Below are 15,928 nucleotides of genomic sequence, written 5' to 3'. Positions count from 1 at the left end.
CCGGACGCGGGCGGCTACAGGTAGGCGCCGAAGCCGATGCCGCCGCGTTCGGGCGGCGGGGCGTCGGGAAGGTCCTCCGGGCGGAGCGTCCCCACCTCGGCGGCCTCGACGCCTCCCGGTCCCTCGTCGTCCTGCGCGGTGATGCGCTGCGCCTGCCGGGAGATCGCCGCCTCCAGCAGGTTGCGGACGAGCCGCGCGTTGCCGAACGAGGAGCCCCGCGGCTGCGCGGCGACCAGGCCGCGGACCGCGTCGACGGTGCCGGGCGCGAGCGCGAACCCGGCCTCCGCCGCCATGAACTCGAAGATCGTGACGAGCTCGTCGCCCGAGTAGTCGGGGAAGCGCAGCACCTTCGGGAACCGGGACTTCAGCCCCGGATTGGCCTTCAGGAACCCCTCCATCTCGGCGTCGTACCCGGCGACGATGACGACCAGGTCGCCGCGGTGCTCCTCCATCAGCCGCAGCAGCTCGGCGATCGCCTCGTGGCCGAAGTCGCGCCGGTCGCCGCCCGAGGACGACAGCGCGTACGCCTCGTCCACGAACAGCACGCCGCCGAGGGCGCGCTCGACCGCGCCCCGCACCCGCGGCGCGGTCTGCCCGATGAACTCGGCGACGAGGTCGGCGCGGGTCACCTCCACCAGGTGGCCGGACGACAGCAGCCCGAGCCGCGCGTACACGGCGGCGATCAGCCGGGCGATCGTCGTCTTGGCCGTGCCCGGGTTGCCCACGAACACCATGTGCCGGGACGGCGACGCCGGGGACAGTTTGGCGTCGCGCCGCAGCTGCTCGGCGCGGACCTCGGCGACCAGCGACGACACCTCCCGCTTGATGTCGGCGAGCCCGATCAGCCGGTCGATCTCGGCGAGGGGGTCTCCGGGGACGTCGTCGCGGCCCCGGGTGAGCGTGCCGGGGACGTCCTCCAGCAGGATCTCGTCGAGCGACTCGGTCTCGTCGACGACGCCGTCGGCCAGGACGCGCCGCCCCTGCATCGCGACCGCCCGGTCGAGCAGGTGGATCATGGCGCGGGCGTTGCCGAACCCGCGTTCGCGCGGCGCCGCCTCGGCCAGCTCGCGGACCTTCTCCAGCACTCCCGGCGCCAGCGCGAACCCGGAGTCGGCGGCCTTGGCGGCGAACACCTCGACCAGCTCGTCCTCGGTGAGGTCGGGGAACCGGACGGTGCGGGGGAAGTGCGCGGCCAGGTCGGGATGCGACTTCAGCAGCCCGTTCAGCTCCGCCTCCGGACCGGTCAGCACCACGACGAGGTCCTCGGTGTGCGCCTGGACGCCCGTGAGCAGCACGTCCAGGACCTCGCGTCCCCGCGCCGCGTCCGCGGCGGCCGACACCAGCGCGTGCGCGTCACGGACGACCAGGACGCCGCCGTGGGCCTGCTCCACCGCCCGGCGGACCCGCAGGACGCTCTCGGTCGCGTACTCGCCGAGCAGGTCGGCGCGCTCCACCTCGACCAGGTGCCCGGACGACAGCACGCCGAGGTCGGCGTAGAGCCGGCCGAGGATCCCCGCGACCTTGCTCTTGCCGGTGCCGGGGTTGCCGATGAACACCAGGTGCCGGGGCCGGGCCCTGGCCGTCATGCCCGCCTCGCGGCGCAGCCGCGCCGCCTTGGCCTCGGCGACCAGCGCGTCCACCTCCCGCTTGGCGGGCTCGATGCCGGCGCACGCGGCCAGTTCGGCGCGCGGGTCGGTGCCGGCGGAGCGGCCCGGGACGAGCCGCTGCGGCAGGTCCTCCGCCGTGACCTCCGGCGGCCCGGCCGGCGCGGCGTCCGGCCGCGCGGCCTCCTCGCCGGCGCGCCGGGCCGCCGCGGCGACGGCCTCGCCCGCCATGTGCTCCACCAGCCGCGCGCCGCGCAGGTTCAGCAGCGGCGGGGTACGGCGCAGCATGCCTGCGGCGGTCGCGGCCACCTCCGGTTCGACGCGCGCGCCGCGCCGCACGACGGCCAGGGTGAACAGCTCCGCGAAGCCGTCCTCGGCGAAGTCGCGCGTGCGGGCCACGTCGAACGAGCGGACGAGCGCCGGGTTGGCGTCGAACAGCCGCCGGTCGCCGCCGGGACGGCACAGCGCGACGACGCCGAGCGACGGCGAGCGGGCCATGAGCCGCCGTAGCTCCTCCGCGGCGGCGGCTCCGCACCTCTCGTGCGCGGCGAGTTTCTCCAGGTCGTCCACCACCAGGAGCATCCGCGCCTCCAGGCATTCGCGGACGCGGGACTGCAGCCACAGGACGGCGTCGCTCACCCCCAGCGACGCGAACACCTGATCGGAGATCCACATGGCCTCGCGGACCGCGCCGCCCTCGGCGAGCCGGCGTTCCACGACCTCGGCGGCGGTGCCCTTGCCGGTGCCCTCCGGGCCGGCGATCAGCAGCCGGACGGGCCGCTCACCGGCCAGCCGGGCCGCCACCGCGTCGTGAAGCACCCGGGACAGCTCCGGCTGCCCGACCAGCGCGTCCCCCTCGGCCTCGTCCCGGCGGGAACGCGTCTGCGCGGTCTCCTCGCCGTTTTCCTCGCCGTCGCGGGCGCCGCCCAGGGTGATGCCGAGCGTGTTGACGACCCGCCGCGCGGTGAACAGCCGCCGCAGATCGGCCTGGAACGGACGCACGGGCACACGGCAGCGCGGGCTGACCGGCGACTCCGGCAACCCCTGCGCCGCGCCCGTGATGCGCACGGCCATGTCCAGCCACGCGCGGGCCGCGTCGGCCTCCCCCGCGACCAGTCCCCGGGCCAGCCACGCGCGCACGTCCTGCTGCCACGCCTCGACGGAGAAGCCGTCGCGCGCCGCGCGGAACCGCTCCTCCAGGTTCTCGTAACGCGCCGTTCCGAGCACTACCGCCAGCTCGGCGGGAACGACCGGCGTCTCGGCGGCCAGCAGCAGCCGGGCGAGCGCGACGTCGGGCTCGTCCCCGTCCGCGACGGCCCCGGCCAGGCGTTCGTGCGCGGCGTCCAGCCCCGCGCACGCCCATCCCAGATATCCCACCGGCCCCGCCAGCTCGGGCAGGACGGCGAGTTCCTCATCGGTCAGCTCGGCGGCCCACGCCTCCTCCAGCCGCGCGTTGGGGACGCTCAAGTCCACCTCGCGCAGCTTCGGGTCGGCCGCGCGCCGGTCGAACAGCTCCATCAGCGCCCGCCGGCGGCGCTCCACCGGCTCCAGCCCCTCGAAGACGTCCAGCCCGGCCCGCGCCAGCTCGAACATCACCGTGCGCCGCTCGCGGTCGTTCCCGGCCGGCTCGGGCAGCCACAGGCCCGGCGGACGCCACCGCCCGCCCTGCGTGAACCACGCCAGCGGGTCCCGGACGGCCGACTCGGGCGTCGCGAGGAACGCCGACAGAAGCTCGTAGTCCACGTCCCCCCGCGACCCGCCGCGGACCGCCGACGCACCGAGCAGGAACGTCAGCAGGGACCACTGCTCGGCCCCCGCCGCGCTGGTGTCGGCCCCGTAGAAGTCGCTGAGCTGCCGTGTCAGCACCACCGCGCGCGGATCCCGGTTGTACTCCAGGGCGCGTTCGCGCATCTCGTCGACCAGGCCGTCGGGCACGCGCCACGGCCCGTGCGCGTACACGTCCAGCACGGGCTCCTCGGTGAGCAGCACTTCGAGATGATCCGGCAGCCGGGGGGTACTCACCTGGGGGTCCTTCTCCTACATGGGATCGGGCATGGCGTCCGACAGCACCCTATGACCCGGCTCGATCACGCACACCCCCGTCGCGCCGGGTTGGCAGGCGGGCCGTCCTCCGCGATAGTTGTCGTATGGAAACCATTCGCCTGACGAACGTGTGCCGACACGAGGAGATCCCCGCGTGCCGCTCCTGGAAGTGACCACGCGGCCACACGGCGGACGCGCCGTCGTGCGGCTACGCGGAGAACTCGATATCGCCTGCTCGGACGACCTGCGCAGGCAGTTGAACGACGCCCGCCGCGAACACGGCGAGCACCTGGTCCTCGACCTCGCCGACCTGGAGTTCATGGATTCCGGCGGCCTCGCGGTCATCGTCGCCTGCTACAAGGCCGCCACGGCCGCCGGCGGCGGCCTCGTCCTCGCCGCCCCCCGCCCGCTCATCCGCCGCACCCTGGAGATCACGGGCCTTCACCGCCGAATCCCCGTGGTCCCGACCCTTGAGGACGCACTTCACCAACCCGACCCCGCCTGACCCGGCTACAGCGGGAGGGCGGTCGGGCGCTTCGGCCCCCGGCCGTCGCCGGTGGAGCGGCCCGTCGCCCGGCGGCCTATCCAGGGGAGGAGGTAGGTGCGGGCCCAGCGGACGTCTTCGCGGCGCATGGTGAGCCAGTCGGCACGGTCAAGGGGCGGCCACGGCTCGCGCCAGTCGCCGGCGACGGGGACGCCGATGACCTCGGCGACGAAGAGGGCCATGCGGCGGTGGCCCTCGGGCGACAGGTGGAGGCGGTCCTCGTACCAGGCGCGCGGGTCGTGGAAGATGCGCTGGGGCCACAGGTCGACGACGGTGCAGCCGCGGCGGTCGGCGATGGCGCGCAGGTGCATGTTGTAGGTGGCGGCCCTGCCGCGGATGCGGCTGCCGCTGCGCAGGCCGCGGGTGTCGAAGCCGGTGAAGACGACGACGCGGGAACCGGTGGCCCGCAGCCGCCGGACGGCGTCGTCGAAGACGACGGCGAGGGCGTCGGGATCGGCCCCGGGGCGGATCATGTCGTTGCCGCCGGCGCACAGCGTGACGAGGTCGGGGTCCAGTTCGACGGCGCGCGGCACCTGGTCGTCCACGATCTGGCGGACGAGTTTGCCGCGGACCGCGAGGTTGGCGTACCGCAGGCCGGGGCTCCGCTCGGCGAGGTGTTCCGCGAGCCGGTCGGCCCAGCCGCGGAAGCGGTCCTCCTCGCCCGGGTAGGGGTCGTTCAGACCCTCGGTGAAGCTGTCGCCGAGGGCCACGTACGTCCGGATCTGCCTCATTTCACCCATCGCAAGCCCCATCACCGGTCCATGGTCGATCACGTAGAAGAATTGTGCATGGTGCACACGACCTACGCGACCGTAGCCAGGCCCGTTGTGGGGCACGCGACATCCCCCGCGCCCCCTACCCCAGGATCGGGTGTCAGGTCCAGCTGGGCGACGCGCTGCCCAGCTGGCCGCCGGACGCGGCGGGCGGCGCGGAGGCGCCCGCCGGGGGCGTGGCGTGCACCGACATCGCGTGCTGGACGAGCGTGATCAGCACCTGCTTGGTGGACTCGCGGCTCCGCGCGTCGCACTGGACGATCGGCACGTGCGCGCTGATCGACAGGGCGTCGCGGATGTCGTCGACGGCGTACTGGAACTCGCCGTGGAACCCGTTGACGCCCACCACGAACGGCAGGCCGAGCTCCTCGAAGTAGTCGACCGCGGCGAAGCAGTCCTCCAGCCGGCGCGTGTCGACCAGCACGACGGCGCCGATCGCGCCGCGGACCAGGTCGTCCCACATGAACCAGAACCGGTGCTGCCCGGGCGTGCCGAACAGGTAGAGGATCAGCTCGCTGTCGAGCGACACGCGGCCGAAGTCCATCGCGACCGTGGTGGTCGTCTTGTCGGGCACGGCCGACAGGTCGTCCACGTCGGCGCTGGCCGCGGTCATCACCGCCTCGGTGGTGAGCGGCATGATCTCCGAGACCGACCCGACGAAGGTGGTCTTGCCGACACCGAACCCGCCGCCGACGACGATCTTGACCGAGGTCAGCTCGGCCTCTCCGCCGTGCGACCCCGGGACCGGAACCTGGTCAGAGCTTCCGAAGGCCACTGAGCACCCTTTCTAGCAAGCGGAGGTCCGGCTGTCCGCCGGCGGTGGTGGCGGGCTGGGACTGGTGCAGCCGCAGCAGCCCTTCGACGGCCATGTCGGCGACGAGCACGCGCGCCACGCCGAGCGGCAGGCGCAGGAGGGCCGAGACCTCGGCCACCGAGCGGGCCGACCGGCACAGGTCCATGATCGCCCGGTATTCGGGGGTCAGCACGGCCACGTCCCGCGGCGGGTAGGGCGCCGCGGTGACCAGGGCCTCGATGGCCAGGTCGTAGCGCGGCTTGGTCCGCCCGCCGGTCACGGCGTACGGGCGCACCAGCGAGCTGCCGTCGCCCTCGGGCCGTTCGGGGGGACGTCCCTGGGCCGGAACCCGCCCCTGCTCACCCGGCCAGCGCCCGGGGACCCCGGGACTGCCTCCGTAGCTGCCTCGATCCATGTCGCCGACCTCCGTCAGAGTCAGTCACGGTCAATAGCGAGCGGGGCCGGCGCCCATCTCCGTCACCGGAGGCCCCGAGTACGGAGGCTGCTGCTCCTGCGCGCGCAGCGCGGGCGTCAGCACCCGGCCCACACGCTCGACCAGCAGCGTCATCTCGTACGCGACGAGCCCGAGGTCGCAGTCCGGCGCCGCCAGCACCGCGAACACCGACCCGTTCGTGATGGACATCACGAACAGCAGGCCCCGGTCCATCTCGACGACGGTCTGGTTCACCCCGCCCGCGTCGAAGATCTTCGCCGCGCCCTGGGTCAGGCTCATCAGCCCCGAGGCGATCGCCGAAAGCTGGTCCGCACGCTCGGGCGGGAAGCCCGACGAGTACGCCATCGGCAATCCGTCCGAGGAGACCACGACGGCGTGCGCGACCTTCGCGACACGGTCCGCGAAGTTCGTCACCAACCAGTTGAGATCCTGCCCGCTCACCGGGTGCCTCCTGTCTCGCCGTCACCCTGTGACGGCGCCTCACCTGACGTGCCTGCGCCACGGGCCTCGTGGCGTCCCCGATGGACGCCGCGCTGCAGGCTCGCGAAACGGTTGCGTACGACGTCGGCCGTCTGGCCGTAACCCTGCTGCTGGCCCTGTCCCTGAGCACCCGGCGCCGGTTGACCTTGCACAGCCTGCCCCTGAGCGGGCCCCTGAGGCAATGCCTGGCCCTGAGCCGGAGCCGCCGCGGCCTGGGCGTTCCCGGCCGGCGCAGCCCGGCCGACCGCCCCCGGCACCCGGTTCTTGCCGGGCACCCGCTTGGGCAGGCCGACGCTCGTGCGCGATGTGGCGACGGGCTCGCGGGCGGCCTCGGCGGCGCGGAAACCCGCGTCCGCCGGGGACTCCCAGCCCCGCACGGGGTCCTCCCCCGAGTTCTCTCCCGACCTCCGCATGAACCACTCCGATTGCATCGCGTCGAAGATGGGCGATCGCTCGGGGACCCGCGGCGGCGCCTTCGGCTCGGGCGGCGGCTGCGCCGGCGGGGCCTGCGGCGCCCGCATGGACGGTTCGGGGACGTGCGGCTCCGGAACCGACTCCTCCGGCGGATGCGGCATCGCACCCGGGCGCGCCGGCTCCGGCACCGCCATGCCGCCCGTCTCCCACTGGGGCCCTCGCAGCCGGGGCATGCCGCCGGTCGGCGAACCGTCCCGGTACGGGTCCGGCGGCGCCTGCCCGGTGTCGCCGCCCACCTGCTCCAGCGGCCCGGTCTCCCACGGGATCTGCCGCGACGCGCCGGGCTCGGGCATCATCGGCTGGGCCTCGGGGACGACCGACTGCGGCCCGCCCTGGTGGTAGGCGCCGTTGCTCCCGGCGCCGCCGCCCTCCTGCTGCCGCTCGCTGCGCGGCTGGAAGAGGCCGTTGGACTGGCCGTCGTCGGCCGGGCGTCCCGGCAGCTGCGCGCCCGGCCGGCGGATGGGCAGCTCGCCGGGCCTGCGCGGCGGCTGCCGGTCGCCGGGCTGGTACGGGTCCTCGCCGGGCCGGCCCTGCTCGCCGCGCGGGTCGGCGGGCAGCGGGCCGGTGTTCGGGAACGCGGCGTGGGCGCCGGTGCCGGCGGCGGGGATCGGGCCCGTCTCGTTCATGGCCGGCTGGGGGCCGGTGCCGCCGCGCAGCGACCGCAGCGGCCCGGTGCCGCCGACCATCGGGTGGGCGCCGGTCCCGCCGGCGACGGGCGCGCCGCCGGGGACGCCGTAGTCGTCCTGGCGGAACGCGCCGCCGGAGCCGATGGCAGGCGGTTCGGCGGCGGTGGTGAGCGCGGCGAGCTGCTGGCCGTCGGTGTCGCGCGGGCCGAGGCCGCGGGTGCCGATCGGGCCGGACTCGCCGGGGGTGATCACCGCGTCGGGCAGCACCACGAACGCGGTGAGTCCGCCGCCCTGCGCGGCGCGCAGCTCCACCCGGATCCCGTGCCGGACGGCCAGGCGGCCGACCACGAACAGGCCCATGCGGCGGGCCGCGGAGAAGTCGATGACGGGCGGGTTCGCCAGCCGCCAGTTGGCCTGCTCCAGTTCCTCCGCCGACATGCCGACGCCGTTGTCGGTGATCTGCAGCATGGAGCCGCCGCCGCTCAGCATCTGGCCGGAGACGGTCACCTTCGTGTGCTCGGACGAGAAGACCGTGGCGTTCTCGATCAGCTCGGCCAGCAGGTGCACGAGGTCGTTGACCACGGGACCGGCGACGGTCATGTCGCCTTGAACCCGCAGCGCGACCCGCTCGTACTGCTCAACCTCGGACAGCGACGCACGGACGACGTCGATCAGCGGGACGGCCTGGTTCCACCGGCGCACCTGCTCCTGCCCACCGAGGACGAGGAGGTTCTCACAGTTGCGGCGCATGCGGGTGGCGAGGTGGTCGAGCCGGAACAGGTTCCCGAGCTGCTCCTCGTCGCGCTCGCTCTGCTCCAGCTCCTCGATCAGGCGCAGCTGGCGCTCGATCAGGGACTGGCTGCGGCGGGAGAGGTTGACGAACATCGCGTTGATGTTGCCGCGCAGGACGGCCTCGTCGGCCGCCAGCCGGACCGCCTCGCGGTGGACCTCGTCGAACGCCCGCGCGACCTGGCCGATCTCGTCGGTGGAGTCGATCTCGATCGGCTCCACCTCGATGCCGCCGGCGGCGGCCTCCGGATCGCGGAGCCGGTCGACCAGGCCGGGCAGCCGGGTTCCGGCCACGTCCAGCGCGCCTGCCTGCAGCCGCAGCAGCGGCCGCACCAGCGAGCGGGCCACCAGGATGACGGTCGCCAGCACGATCGCGAGGATGAGGAACAGCAGCACCCCGTCGCGGATGGCGTCGGTCTGGGCGTCGGCCTTGGCCTCGTTGGCCGCGTCGGCGAGTTCGGCGGCGATGTTCTGCTCGACCGTCCGCAGCTTGTTGACCCGCGCGCTGGAGTCGGTCGCCCAGGTCCGGGCGAAGGCGGCGCCGAGCCTGACCCTCAGGTCCGTGGACGAGTCGGCGACGGCGAGCGTCCGCAGCCGGGAGACCTCCGCGCGGTCCAGCTCGGGACCGGTGACGGTGTCCTCGAAGAGCTGCAGCTGCCCCGGTGTGGCCAGGCTGCGGAACGCCTCGGTGCTGGAGGCGAGGCCCGTGCGGGCGTCGTCGACCGCGGTGCGGCCGAACGGGGTGAACCGCCCCTGGTAGAGGGCCGCGGCGATGAGCGTGCGCTCGCGGGACGCGGCGCTCTTGGCCTTGGCGAGGTCGGCGAGCGCGAGGGCGCTCTGCGCGAGCGCGGGCGTCGGGGCGTCCTGGGCGACCAGCAGGTGGTAGTTGCTGAAGTCGTCGATGAACTGGCCGTACTTGTCGATGATCACGTCGGGCGCGAGGCGCGAGGACAGCGCCCGCAGCGCGGTCAGGTCGCTGACCTGGTCGAGGACGTTGCCGATCGCCAGTTCCATCGCGGGCGAGGTGGCCTCGACGTCGGTGGCCGCCTGCTGCACCTTGCGCGCGGCGGCGTCCACCGCCTCCTGGTTCGCCTTGAGCTCGGCGGGGTCGATGGCCCGCGCACCGCCCGCGGCGAGCCTCGCCATCGCGTCGCGCTCGTTCTCGACTTCGTACGTGAGCGCAGTCAGTTCCTTACCGAGCGTAGCCATCTCGCCCGTCTGACGGAATGCGTCGGCGTCCTCCATCGACACCTGGACGCGGTAGCCCGCAAGGAGTGCGGCCACGATCGTGGGCACCGCGATGAGGGCGAACAGGCGCGTCCGCACGCGCCAGTTGCGCAGCTTGAACCGGCCTCCCAGGAAGCCTCGCTTGGGGGCGTCTTCGCTGGCAGACGGGCCTGGCTGAGGGGACTGCGGGGCCATCTCGGCCCCTTCGGCTTTCCGCACTGCCCTCCGCTACCTCTCAATGGGTCGATCGCTCGCGGCGCACAGTGACCCTGAACGAGATCCGGGTCGCGTCGCCTGCCCGCACCACTGTGGGCAAGCGCCGAACATTGCAACACAGAGCAACCATCATGGCCAACCCGAATGATCACACAGGTCTAGACTTGTGATGCAGAAGATGCGAATGTCACAGCTTGTTCATGTGTGTTCACATAAGTGCACGTAAAGCTGGCATCTTCCCCATGGCGCGGCCGCGGTGCGCTACGCTCCCGGCTCGTTGAAAGATCAGCTTTCAACCAGCTTCCCCCGCAAATGGAGCGTTGTTCATGTCTGCTTCCCACCGCCGCACAGTCATCGGCGGCGCACTCGCCATCGCGCTCGCTCTCTCAGGGGCCGCCTGCGGCGACTCCGGCGAGAACACCTCGGGCAACGGCCTGGAGAAGTCCGAGATCACCCTTGGCACGATGACCATCGCCGACACCGTGCCCGTGCAGATCGCCATCTCCAAGGGCCTGTTCAAGGCCGAGGGCCTGACGGTGAAGACGCAGGTCATCCAGGGTGGCGCCGCCGGAATCCCGCTGCTGAAGAGCGGCCGGCTGGACTTCAGCTTCGGCAACTACGTCTCGCTGCTCACCGCCGGCGTCAAGGACCCCGGCTTCAAGCCGAAGATCGTCGCCGAGGGCTTCCAGGGCGCCTCGAAGACCCACACGCTGATGGTGCGCAAGGACTCCCCGTACCAGAAGATCGAGGACCTCAAGGGCAAGAAGATCGGCGTCAACACCCGCCGCAACATCAGCACGCTGATGATCCGCGCTGCCGGCAAGCCCGTGGGCGTGGAGTTCGACGAGGACAAGAACTTCGTCGAGGTCGCCCCGCCGGCCATGGAGCAGGCCCTGAAGTCCAAGAGCGTCGAGGCCGTCCAGGCGATCGAGCCCTTCGGCACCCAGATGCAGCAGTCGATCGGCGCCCGCATGGTCGCCGACCTGTCCAGCGGCCCCACCGCCGAGTTCCCGATCGCCGGCTACGCCGCCACCGAAGAGTTCATCAAGGAGCACCCGAAGACGACCGCCGCCTTCCAGCGCGCGCTCCAGAAGGCCCAGGGCATGGCGGCCGACCGCAAGCTCGTGCAGGACACCCTGCCGACCTACGCGAAGGGCATCGACGCCAAGGTCGCCGCCACGATGAGCTACGGCACCTTCCCGACCACGCTGAACGCGACGCGTCTCCAGCGCGTGGCCGACGTGATGCTCCAGTTCGGATACGTGGACAAGAAGATCGACGTCAAGAACTTCATCGCCACCTCCGCCGCATGAGTTTTCGCCGTATCGCTTTCGGCGCCGCCGGGGTGGCCGGGGTGGTCGTCGTCATCGAGGTCGTCAGCCGCACCGGCCTCATCGACGCGTCCGCCCTGCCCCCGGCGTCGACCGTTCTGTGGGAGGCCGCGAAACTCGCCGTCGACGGGGAGTTCCTCGTCGACGTCGGGGCCACGCTCAAGGCGTGGTTCGGCGGGCTCGCGCTGGCGGTGCTCGTGGCGGTGCCGCTGGGCGTCCTGCTCGGCTCGGTCCCGCTGCTGGGCACCGCCGCCCGCGCCCTGGTCGAACTGCTTCGCCCCATCCCCTCGGTCGCGCTGATTCCGCTCGCCATCATCCTGTTCGCCGACCCCACGCAGATGAAGATGTCGCTGATCTTCTACGCCTGCCTGTGGCCGATTTTGATCAACACCCTGTACGCGCTCCGCGACGTCGACCCGGTCGCCAAGGACAGCCTGCGGGCCTTCGGGTTCGGGACGCCGTCGGTGCTGTGGCGCGTCTCGCTGCCGAGCGCCGCCCCGTTCATCACCACCGGCGTCCGGATCGCCGCCTCCGTCGCCCTCATCGTCGTGGTCAGCACCGAGCTGTTGGCCGGCGGGGTCAACGGAGTGGGAATCTATCTCAGCTCCACCCAGGCCGGCGGCGGCCGCACGGACCTGCTGCTGGCCGGGGCCGTCTGGGCCGGTGTCCTCGGACTGCTGGCCAACATGGGGCTTCTCGGGCTAGAACGGATTGCGTTCCGGTGGCATACCGCCCGCGTGGAGGGGATCGCATGAAGGTCCTGAAGCCGCTGCGCGGGTTCGTCGAGCGCGCCTGGCTGGTCGTCGTCTTCGTCGTCGCGTGGGAGCTGATCACCCGCGCGGTGAACGAGACCTACTTCCCGCCGCCCACCAGAATCGTCGGGGCACTGCACGAGCTGTGGTTCTCCGGTCCGGCGTCCAAGTTGTTCCTCACGGACAACGCCACGGACGACTTCTCCACCAGCCTGACCCACCTGTTCATCGGGTGGGCCGCCGCGGGCGCCGCCGGCGTCGTGATCGGCGCGGCGGTCGGCCGGTCGCAGGCCCTGTACGACATGCTGACCCCGGTGCTGGAGTTCCTGCGCGCGGTGCCGCCGCCGACGCTGCTGCCGTTCTTCATCATCGTGTTCCAGCTCGGCGCGACCATGCAGATCGTCACGATCGCGTTCGGCGTCGTCTGGCCGGTGCTGCTCAACACCTGCGACGGCGTCCGCACCGTGGAGTCCCTGCAGCTGGAGACGGCCCGGGTGTTCGGGATCGGCCGGTTCCGCCGGCTGCTGACCATCGTCCTGCCGGCGGCGGCGCCGAAGATCTTCGCCGGGCTGCGGGTGGCGCTGTCGTTCGCGCTGATCCTGATGGTCATCTCCGAGCTGTTCGGCAGCACCGCGGGCATCGGCTCCGAGCTCATCGGCGCCCAGCGCTCGTTCGAGCTGCCCCGGATGTGGGCCGGCATCGTCATGCTGGGCATCCTCGGGTTCCTGTTCAACGCCGTCTTCATGCTCCTGGAACGCCGCCTGCTGGCCTGGCACATCGGCGCGCAGCGGCTCGCGAACTGACCGATGCACCCCACGCTGACCCTCACGACGACGTACACACAGAAAAGGCGGCCGTGATGCTCCAGATAACCGGCCTCACGCACTCCTACGCCGACGGCCACCTGGCCCTCGACGGCCTCGACCTCACCGTCCCGGACGGGCAGATGGTCAGCATCGTCGGCCCGTCCGGCTGCGGCAAGTCCACCCTGCTGCGCTGCATCGCCGGGCTGATCCGCCCGACCGGCGGGACCCTCACCCTGGACGGCAACGCGATCGACGGCGTGCCCGACGACCTCGCGGTCGTGTTCCAGGACTACAGCCGCTCGCTGTTCCCCTGGCTGACCGTCCGCGACAACGTCGCGCTGCCGCTGCGCAGGCGCGGCAAGTCCCGCTCGGAGCGGCGCGCCGCGGCGGAGGAGGCCCTGGAGTCGGTGGGCCTGCACGACGCGGGGCGCAAGTACCCGTGGCAGCTGTCCGGCGGCATGCAGCAGCGCGTGTCGATCGCGCGGGCGCTGGCCTACCGTCCCTCGCTGATGCTGATGGACGAGCCGTTCGGCTCCGTGGACGCGCAGACCCGGGAGGACCTGGAGGACCTCGTCCTGGAGGTCCACCGGACCCAGAAGATGACGATCCTGCTGGTCACGCACGACATCGACGAGAGCGTCTACGTCGGTGACCGGGTGATCGTGCTGAACCGCTCGCCCGCCCGCGTGCACGCCGACCTGACGGTCGGGCTGCCCTCCGTCCGCGACCAGATCGACACCCGCGGCCTTCCGGAGTTCGTCCAGCTCCGCGCCGAGGTCGGCCGGCTGGTCCGCGGCGGCGCGAAGGTGCCCGGTGCGGCGCCCGCCGGCTCCCCGCCGGCGGAGGAGCCGGCGCCGGCCGAATCCGGCACCGTGAAGAAGTCCAGCGCGAGTTCGGGCACGAAGCCGGCTCGCTGAGAACCGCCGCCCTGACCGGCGGCACGCAACGAGACCGTGGCGGGCGGGGCCGCCACCACACCGGCCCCGCCCTGCCCGGGAACGAACGGGAGGGCGATTCATGCGCGTACTCATCGTGGGTGCGGGGATCGGCGGGCTCACCACCGCGTTGAGCCTGCACGAGGCCGGTGTCGAGGCGCTCGTCGTCGACTCCGCCGTCCGGCTGCGGCCGCTCGGCGTCGGCATCAACCTGCTCCCGCACGCCGTCCGGGAGCTCACCGAGCTGGGGTTCGGCGACGAACTGGCCGAGATCGGCATCCCCACCGCGGAGACCGTGCACTTCGACCGGTACGGCGGCCGGATCTGGGGGGAGCCGCGGGGACGCGCGCTCGGCTACCACTGGCCGCAGTACTCGATTCACCGCGGTGAGCTGCAGATGATGCTGCTGGACGCCGTCCTGGCGCGGCTCGGCGAGGACGCCGTCCGCACCGGCACCGTCTTCGAGGGCTTCGAGCAGGACGGCGAGCCGGGCGAGGCGGCGCAGGTGCGCGCGCGGCTGCTCGACCGGGCGTCCGGCACCGCCGAGACCGTCACGGCCGACGTGCTGATCGGCGCGGACGGCCTGCACTCCGCCGTCCGCGCGCAGCTCAACCCGGGCGAGTCGGCGCCGCTGTGGAACGGCATCCGGATGTGGCGGGGCGTCACCGAGGGCGAGCCGTTCCTGAGCGGGCGGACACTGGCCATCGCGGGCAGCAACGCCGCGTCCAAGATGGTCGTGTACCCGATCTCCATGCGCGCCGAGCGGCGGGGCAAGGCGCTGCTGAACTGGGTGGCGGAGGTGAAGCTCACCGACGACCAGCTCGACCGCACCGCCGACTGGAACCGGACGGGCCGCCTGGAGGACGTGCTGCCCTACTTCGCGGACTGGAAGTTCGACTGGCTCGACGTCCCGGCGCTGCTGTCGGGCTCGGCGGAGATCCTGGAGTACCCGATGGTCGACCGGGATCCGCTGGACCGCTGGACGTCCGGCCGCGTGACCCTGCTCGGCGACGCCGCCCACCCGATGTACCCGATCGGCTCCAACGGGGGATCGCAGGCCGTCCTCGACGCCCGCGTCCTGGCGCACGAGCTGGCCGGGGCCGCCGACCCGGCCGAGGCGCTGCTCGCCTATGAGCGGGAGCGCCGCGAGACGGTCAACGCCATCGTGCTGGCCTGCCGCGACATGCCCGCCGACCGCATCCTGCAGACGGTCAGCGAGCGCGCCCCGGAGGGCTTCGCCGCCATCGAGGACGTCCTGGAGCCGGGCGAGCTGAACACCATCGCCGGCGCCTACCGCCAGACGTCGTTCTCCGACGTCGAGACCCTCAACAGCCGGCCGTCGTACACGGTCTCCGGCTGAGGGTTCCGACGCTGAGCGCGGTGGGGCCCGGTCTCACCGCGCTTCGCGCTTCTGCCGCTGGCGAGGCGCGGCCGGTGTTCAGCCGGAGGTCGTGACGGCGGCCAGGCGGGTGCTCATGGCGCGGGCGGCGCGGTCGTAGAGGGTCGGGTCGTCGTGGAGGAGCGCGTGGGCCGAGCCGGTGCGGCAGACGGCGTCCAGCTCGAACGCGAGCTGGGGGACGTCGGCGGACGCGTCGATCTCGCCGCGGTCCCGCGCCTCGCGCAGGCAGCGTTCCATGAAGTCGCGCCAGTCGCGCTGTGAGGAGGCGATGGCGTCGCGGACGCGGCCCGGGCGCGCGTCGAACTCGGCCATCGTGGAGTGGAAGAAGCATCCGCCGGGGAAGACGGGTTCGCGCTGGTAGCGCTGCCAGGCGTCCAGCAGGACACGGACGCGGCCGAGGCCCTGGGGGACGGCGAGGGCGGGCTCGATGACATGCTCGCGGTAGAGCTCGACGGCCTTGCGGACGGTCGCGAGCTGCAGTTCCTCCTTCGAGCCGAAGTGCGTGAACACGCCGCTCTTGCTGATCCCCAGTTCGGTGGCGAGCCGGCCGATCGACAGGCCTTCCAGTCCCTCCGCCGACGCGATGTCGGCGGCGCGGCTGAGGATGGCGTTGCGCGTCTGCTCACCCTTGAGAAGCCGTCCGTCGGTACTCACGCGCATTAATCTGCACGATCGTTCGTAC

General features: G+C 72.6%; 13 protein-coding genes. 6 read left to right on the top strand and 7 right to left on the bottom strand.

What is annotated here, in order from left to right:
- Positions 1 to 14 precede the first annotated feature (14 nt).
- Positions 15 to 3,626: an AAA family ATPase gene (locus AB0C35_RS08275; protein WP_358451989.1), complete on the bottom strand. Its 3,612-nt coding sequence runs from the start codon at positions 3,624 to 3,626 to the stop codon at positions 15 to 17.
- Positions 3,627 to 3,801: 175 nt separating this feature from the next.
- Between AB0C35_RS08275 and AB0C35_RS08270 the strand changes: the two genes are divergently transcribed.
- Positions 3,802 to 4,152 (top strand): STAS domain-containing protein, encoded by a 351-nt coding sequence (locus AB0C35_RS08270; RefSeq protein ID WP_358451987.1) that lies wholly within the window; start codon positions 3,802 to 3,804, stop codon positions 4,150 to 4,152.
- Between the two features lie 5 nt (positions 4,153 to 4,157).
- Here the strand turns inward: AB0C35_RS08270 and AB0C35_RS08265 are convergent, their stop codons facing one another.
- From AB0C35_RS08265 to AB0C35_RS08245, 5 genes are all read right to left on the bottom strand, one after another.
- Positions 4,158 to 4,931: an SGNH/GDSL hydrolase family protein gene (locus AB0C35_RS08265; protein WP_358451985.1), complete on the bottom strand. Its 774-nt coding sequence runs from the start codon at positions 4,929 to 4,931 to the stop codon at positions 4,158 to 4,160.
- A 133-nt stretch (positions 4,932 to 5,064) separates the two neighbouring features.
- The gene (locus AB0C35_RS08260; protein ID WP_358452421.1) at positions 5,065 to 5,679 is read right to left on the bottom strand and encodes an ATP/GTP-binding protein; all 615 of its coding nucleotides are present in this window, start codon (positions 5,677 to 5,679) and stop codon (positions 5,065 to 5,067) included.
- 40 nt (positions 5,680 to 5,719) lie between these two features.
- Positions 5,720 to 6,172, bottom strand: a complete 453-nt coding sequence (locus AB0C35_RS08255; RefSeq protein ID WP_358451983.1) for a DUF742 domain-containing protein — start codon at positions 6,170 to 6,172, stop codon at positions 5,720 to 5,722.
- A gap of 30 nt (positions 6,173 to 6,202) precedes the next feature.
- Positions 6,203 to 6,652: a roadblock/LC7 domain-containing protein gene (locus tag AB0C35_RS08250; RefSeq protein ID WP_358451981.1), complete on the bottom strand. Its 450-nt coding sequence runs from the start codon at positions 6,650 to 6,652 to the stop codon at positions 6,203 to 6,205.
- A complete protein-coding gene (locus AB0C35_RS08245; protein ID WP_358451979.1) occupies positions 6,649 to 9,906 on the bottom strand; it encodes a nitrate- and nitrite sensing domain-containing protein in 3,258 nt (1,085 codons plus the stop codon). Before AB0C35_RS08245 ends, AB0C35_RS08250 begins: the two co-directional genes overlap by 4 nt.
- 443 nt (positions 9,907 to 10,349) lie before the next feature.
- Here AB0C35_RS08245 and AB0C35_RS08240 point away from each other — a divergent pair, with 443 nt between their 5' ends.
- The 5 genes from AB0C35_RS08240 (at position 10,350) to AB0C35_RS08220 (ending at position 15,207) form a co-directional block, all read left to right on the top strand.
- On the top strand, positions 10,350 to 11,336 hold the full coding sequence (locus AB0C35_RS08240) for an ABC transporter substrate-binding protein (RefSeq protein ID WP_358451977.1): 987 nt from the start codon (positions 10,350 to 10,352) through the stop codon (positions 11,334 to 11,336).
- A complete protein-coding gene (locus tag AB0C35_RS08235) occupies positions 11,333 to 12,109 on the top strand; it encodes an ABC transporter permease subunit (RefSeq protein ID WP_358451975.1) in 777 nt (258 codons plus the stop codon). The genes AB0C35_RS08240 and AB0C35_RS08235 overlap by 4 nt, the downstream gene beginning before the upstream one ends.
- On the top strand, positions 12,106 to 12,909 hold the full coding sequence (locus AB0C35_RS08230; protein WP_358451973.1) for an ABC transporter permease: 804 nt from the start codon (positions 12,106 to 12,108) through the stop codon (positions 12,907 to 12,909). Before AB0C35_RS08235 ends, AB0C35_RS08230 begins: the two co-directional genes overlap by 4 nt.
- Before the next feature lie 56 nt (positions 12,910 to 12,965).
- Entirely contained in the window at positions 12,966 to 13,829 is an 864-nt protein-coding gene (locus AB0C35_RS08225; RefSeq protein WP_358452419.1) for an ABC transporter ATP-binding protein, read from the top strand.
- A 100-nt stretch (positions 13,830 to 13,929) separates the two neighbouring features.
- Entirely contained in the window at positions 13,930 to 15,207 is a 1,278-nt protein-coding gene (locus AB0C35_RS08220) for a flavin-dependent oxidoreductase (protein WP_358451971.1), read from the top strand.
- 78 nt (positions 15,208 to 15,285) lie between these two features.
- Here the strand turns inward: AB0C35_RS08220 and AB0C35_RS08215 are convergent, their stop codons facing one another.
- Positions 15,286 to 15,906 (bottom strand): TetR/AcrR family transcriptional regulator, encoded by a 621-nt coding sequence (locus tag AB0C35_RS08215; protein WP_358451969.1) that lies wholly within the window; start codon positions 15,904 to 15,906, stop codon positions 15,286 to 15,288.
- Positions 15,907 to 15,928: the final 22 nt, after the last annotated feature.

Source organism: Spirillospora sp. NPDC048819 (assembly GCF_040650055.1).
Lineage (GTDB): Bacteria > Actinomycetota > Actinomycetes > Streptosporangiales > Streptosporangiaceae > Spirillospora.
This window is presented reverse-complemented; position numbering and strand designations above follow the sequence as displayed.

What these genes read in the sequence shown, in the direction of transcription:
- AB0C35_RS08225 (WP_358452419.1), top strand. Translation starts at nt 12,966, where the DNA reads ATGCTCCAGATAACCGGCCTCACGCACTCCTACGCCGACGGCCACCTG.
- AB0C35_RS08220 (WP_358451971.1), top strand. Translation starts at nt 13,930, where the DNA reads ATGCGCGTACTCATCGTGGGTGCGGGGATCGGCGGGCTCACCACCGCG.
- AB0C35_RS08265 (WP_358451985.1), bottom strand. Translation starts at nt 4,931, where the DNA reads ATGGGTGAAATGAGGCAGATCCGGACGTACGTGGCCCTCGGCGACAGC.
- AB0C35_RS08235 (WP_358451975.1), top strand. Translation starts at nt 11,333, where the DNA reads ATGAGTTTTCGCCGTATCGCTTTCGGCGCCGCCGGGGTGGCCGGGGTG.
- AB0C35_RS08215 (WP_358451969.1), bottom strand. Translation starts at nt 15,906, where the DNA reads ATGCGCGTGAGTACCGACGGACGGCTTCTCAAGGGTGAGCAGACGCGC.
- AB0C35_RS08240 (WP_358451977.1), top strand. Translation starts at nt 10,350, where the DNA reads ATGTCTGCTTCCCACCGCCGCACAGTCATCGGCGGCGCACTCGCCATC.
- AB0C35_RS08255 (WP_358451983.1), bottom strand. Translation starts at nt 6,172, where the DNA reads ATGGATCGAGGCAGCTACGGAGGCAGTCCCGGGGTCCCCGGGCGCTGG.
- AB0C35_RS08230 (WP_358451973.1), top strand. Translation starts at nt 12,106, where the DNA reads ATGAAGGTCCTGAAGCCGCTGCGCGGGTTCGTCGAGCGCGCCTGGCTG.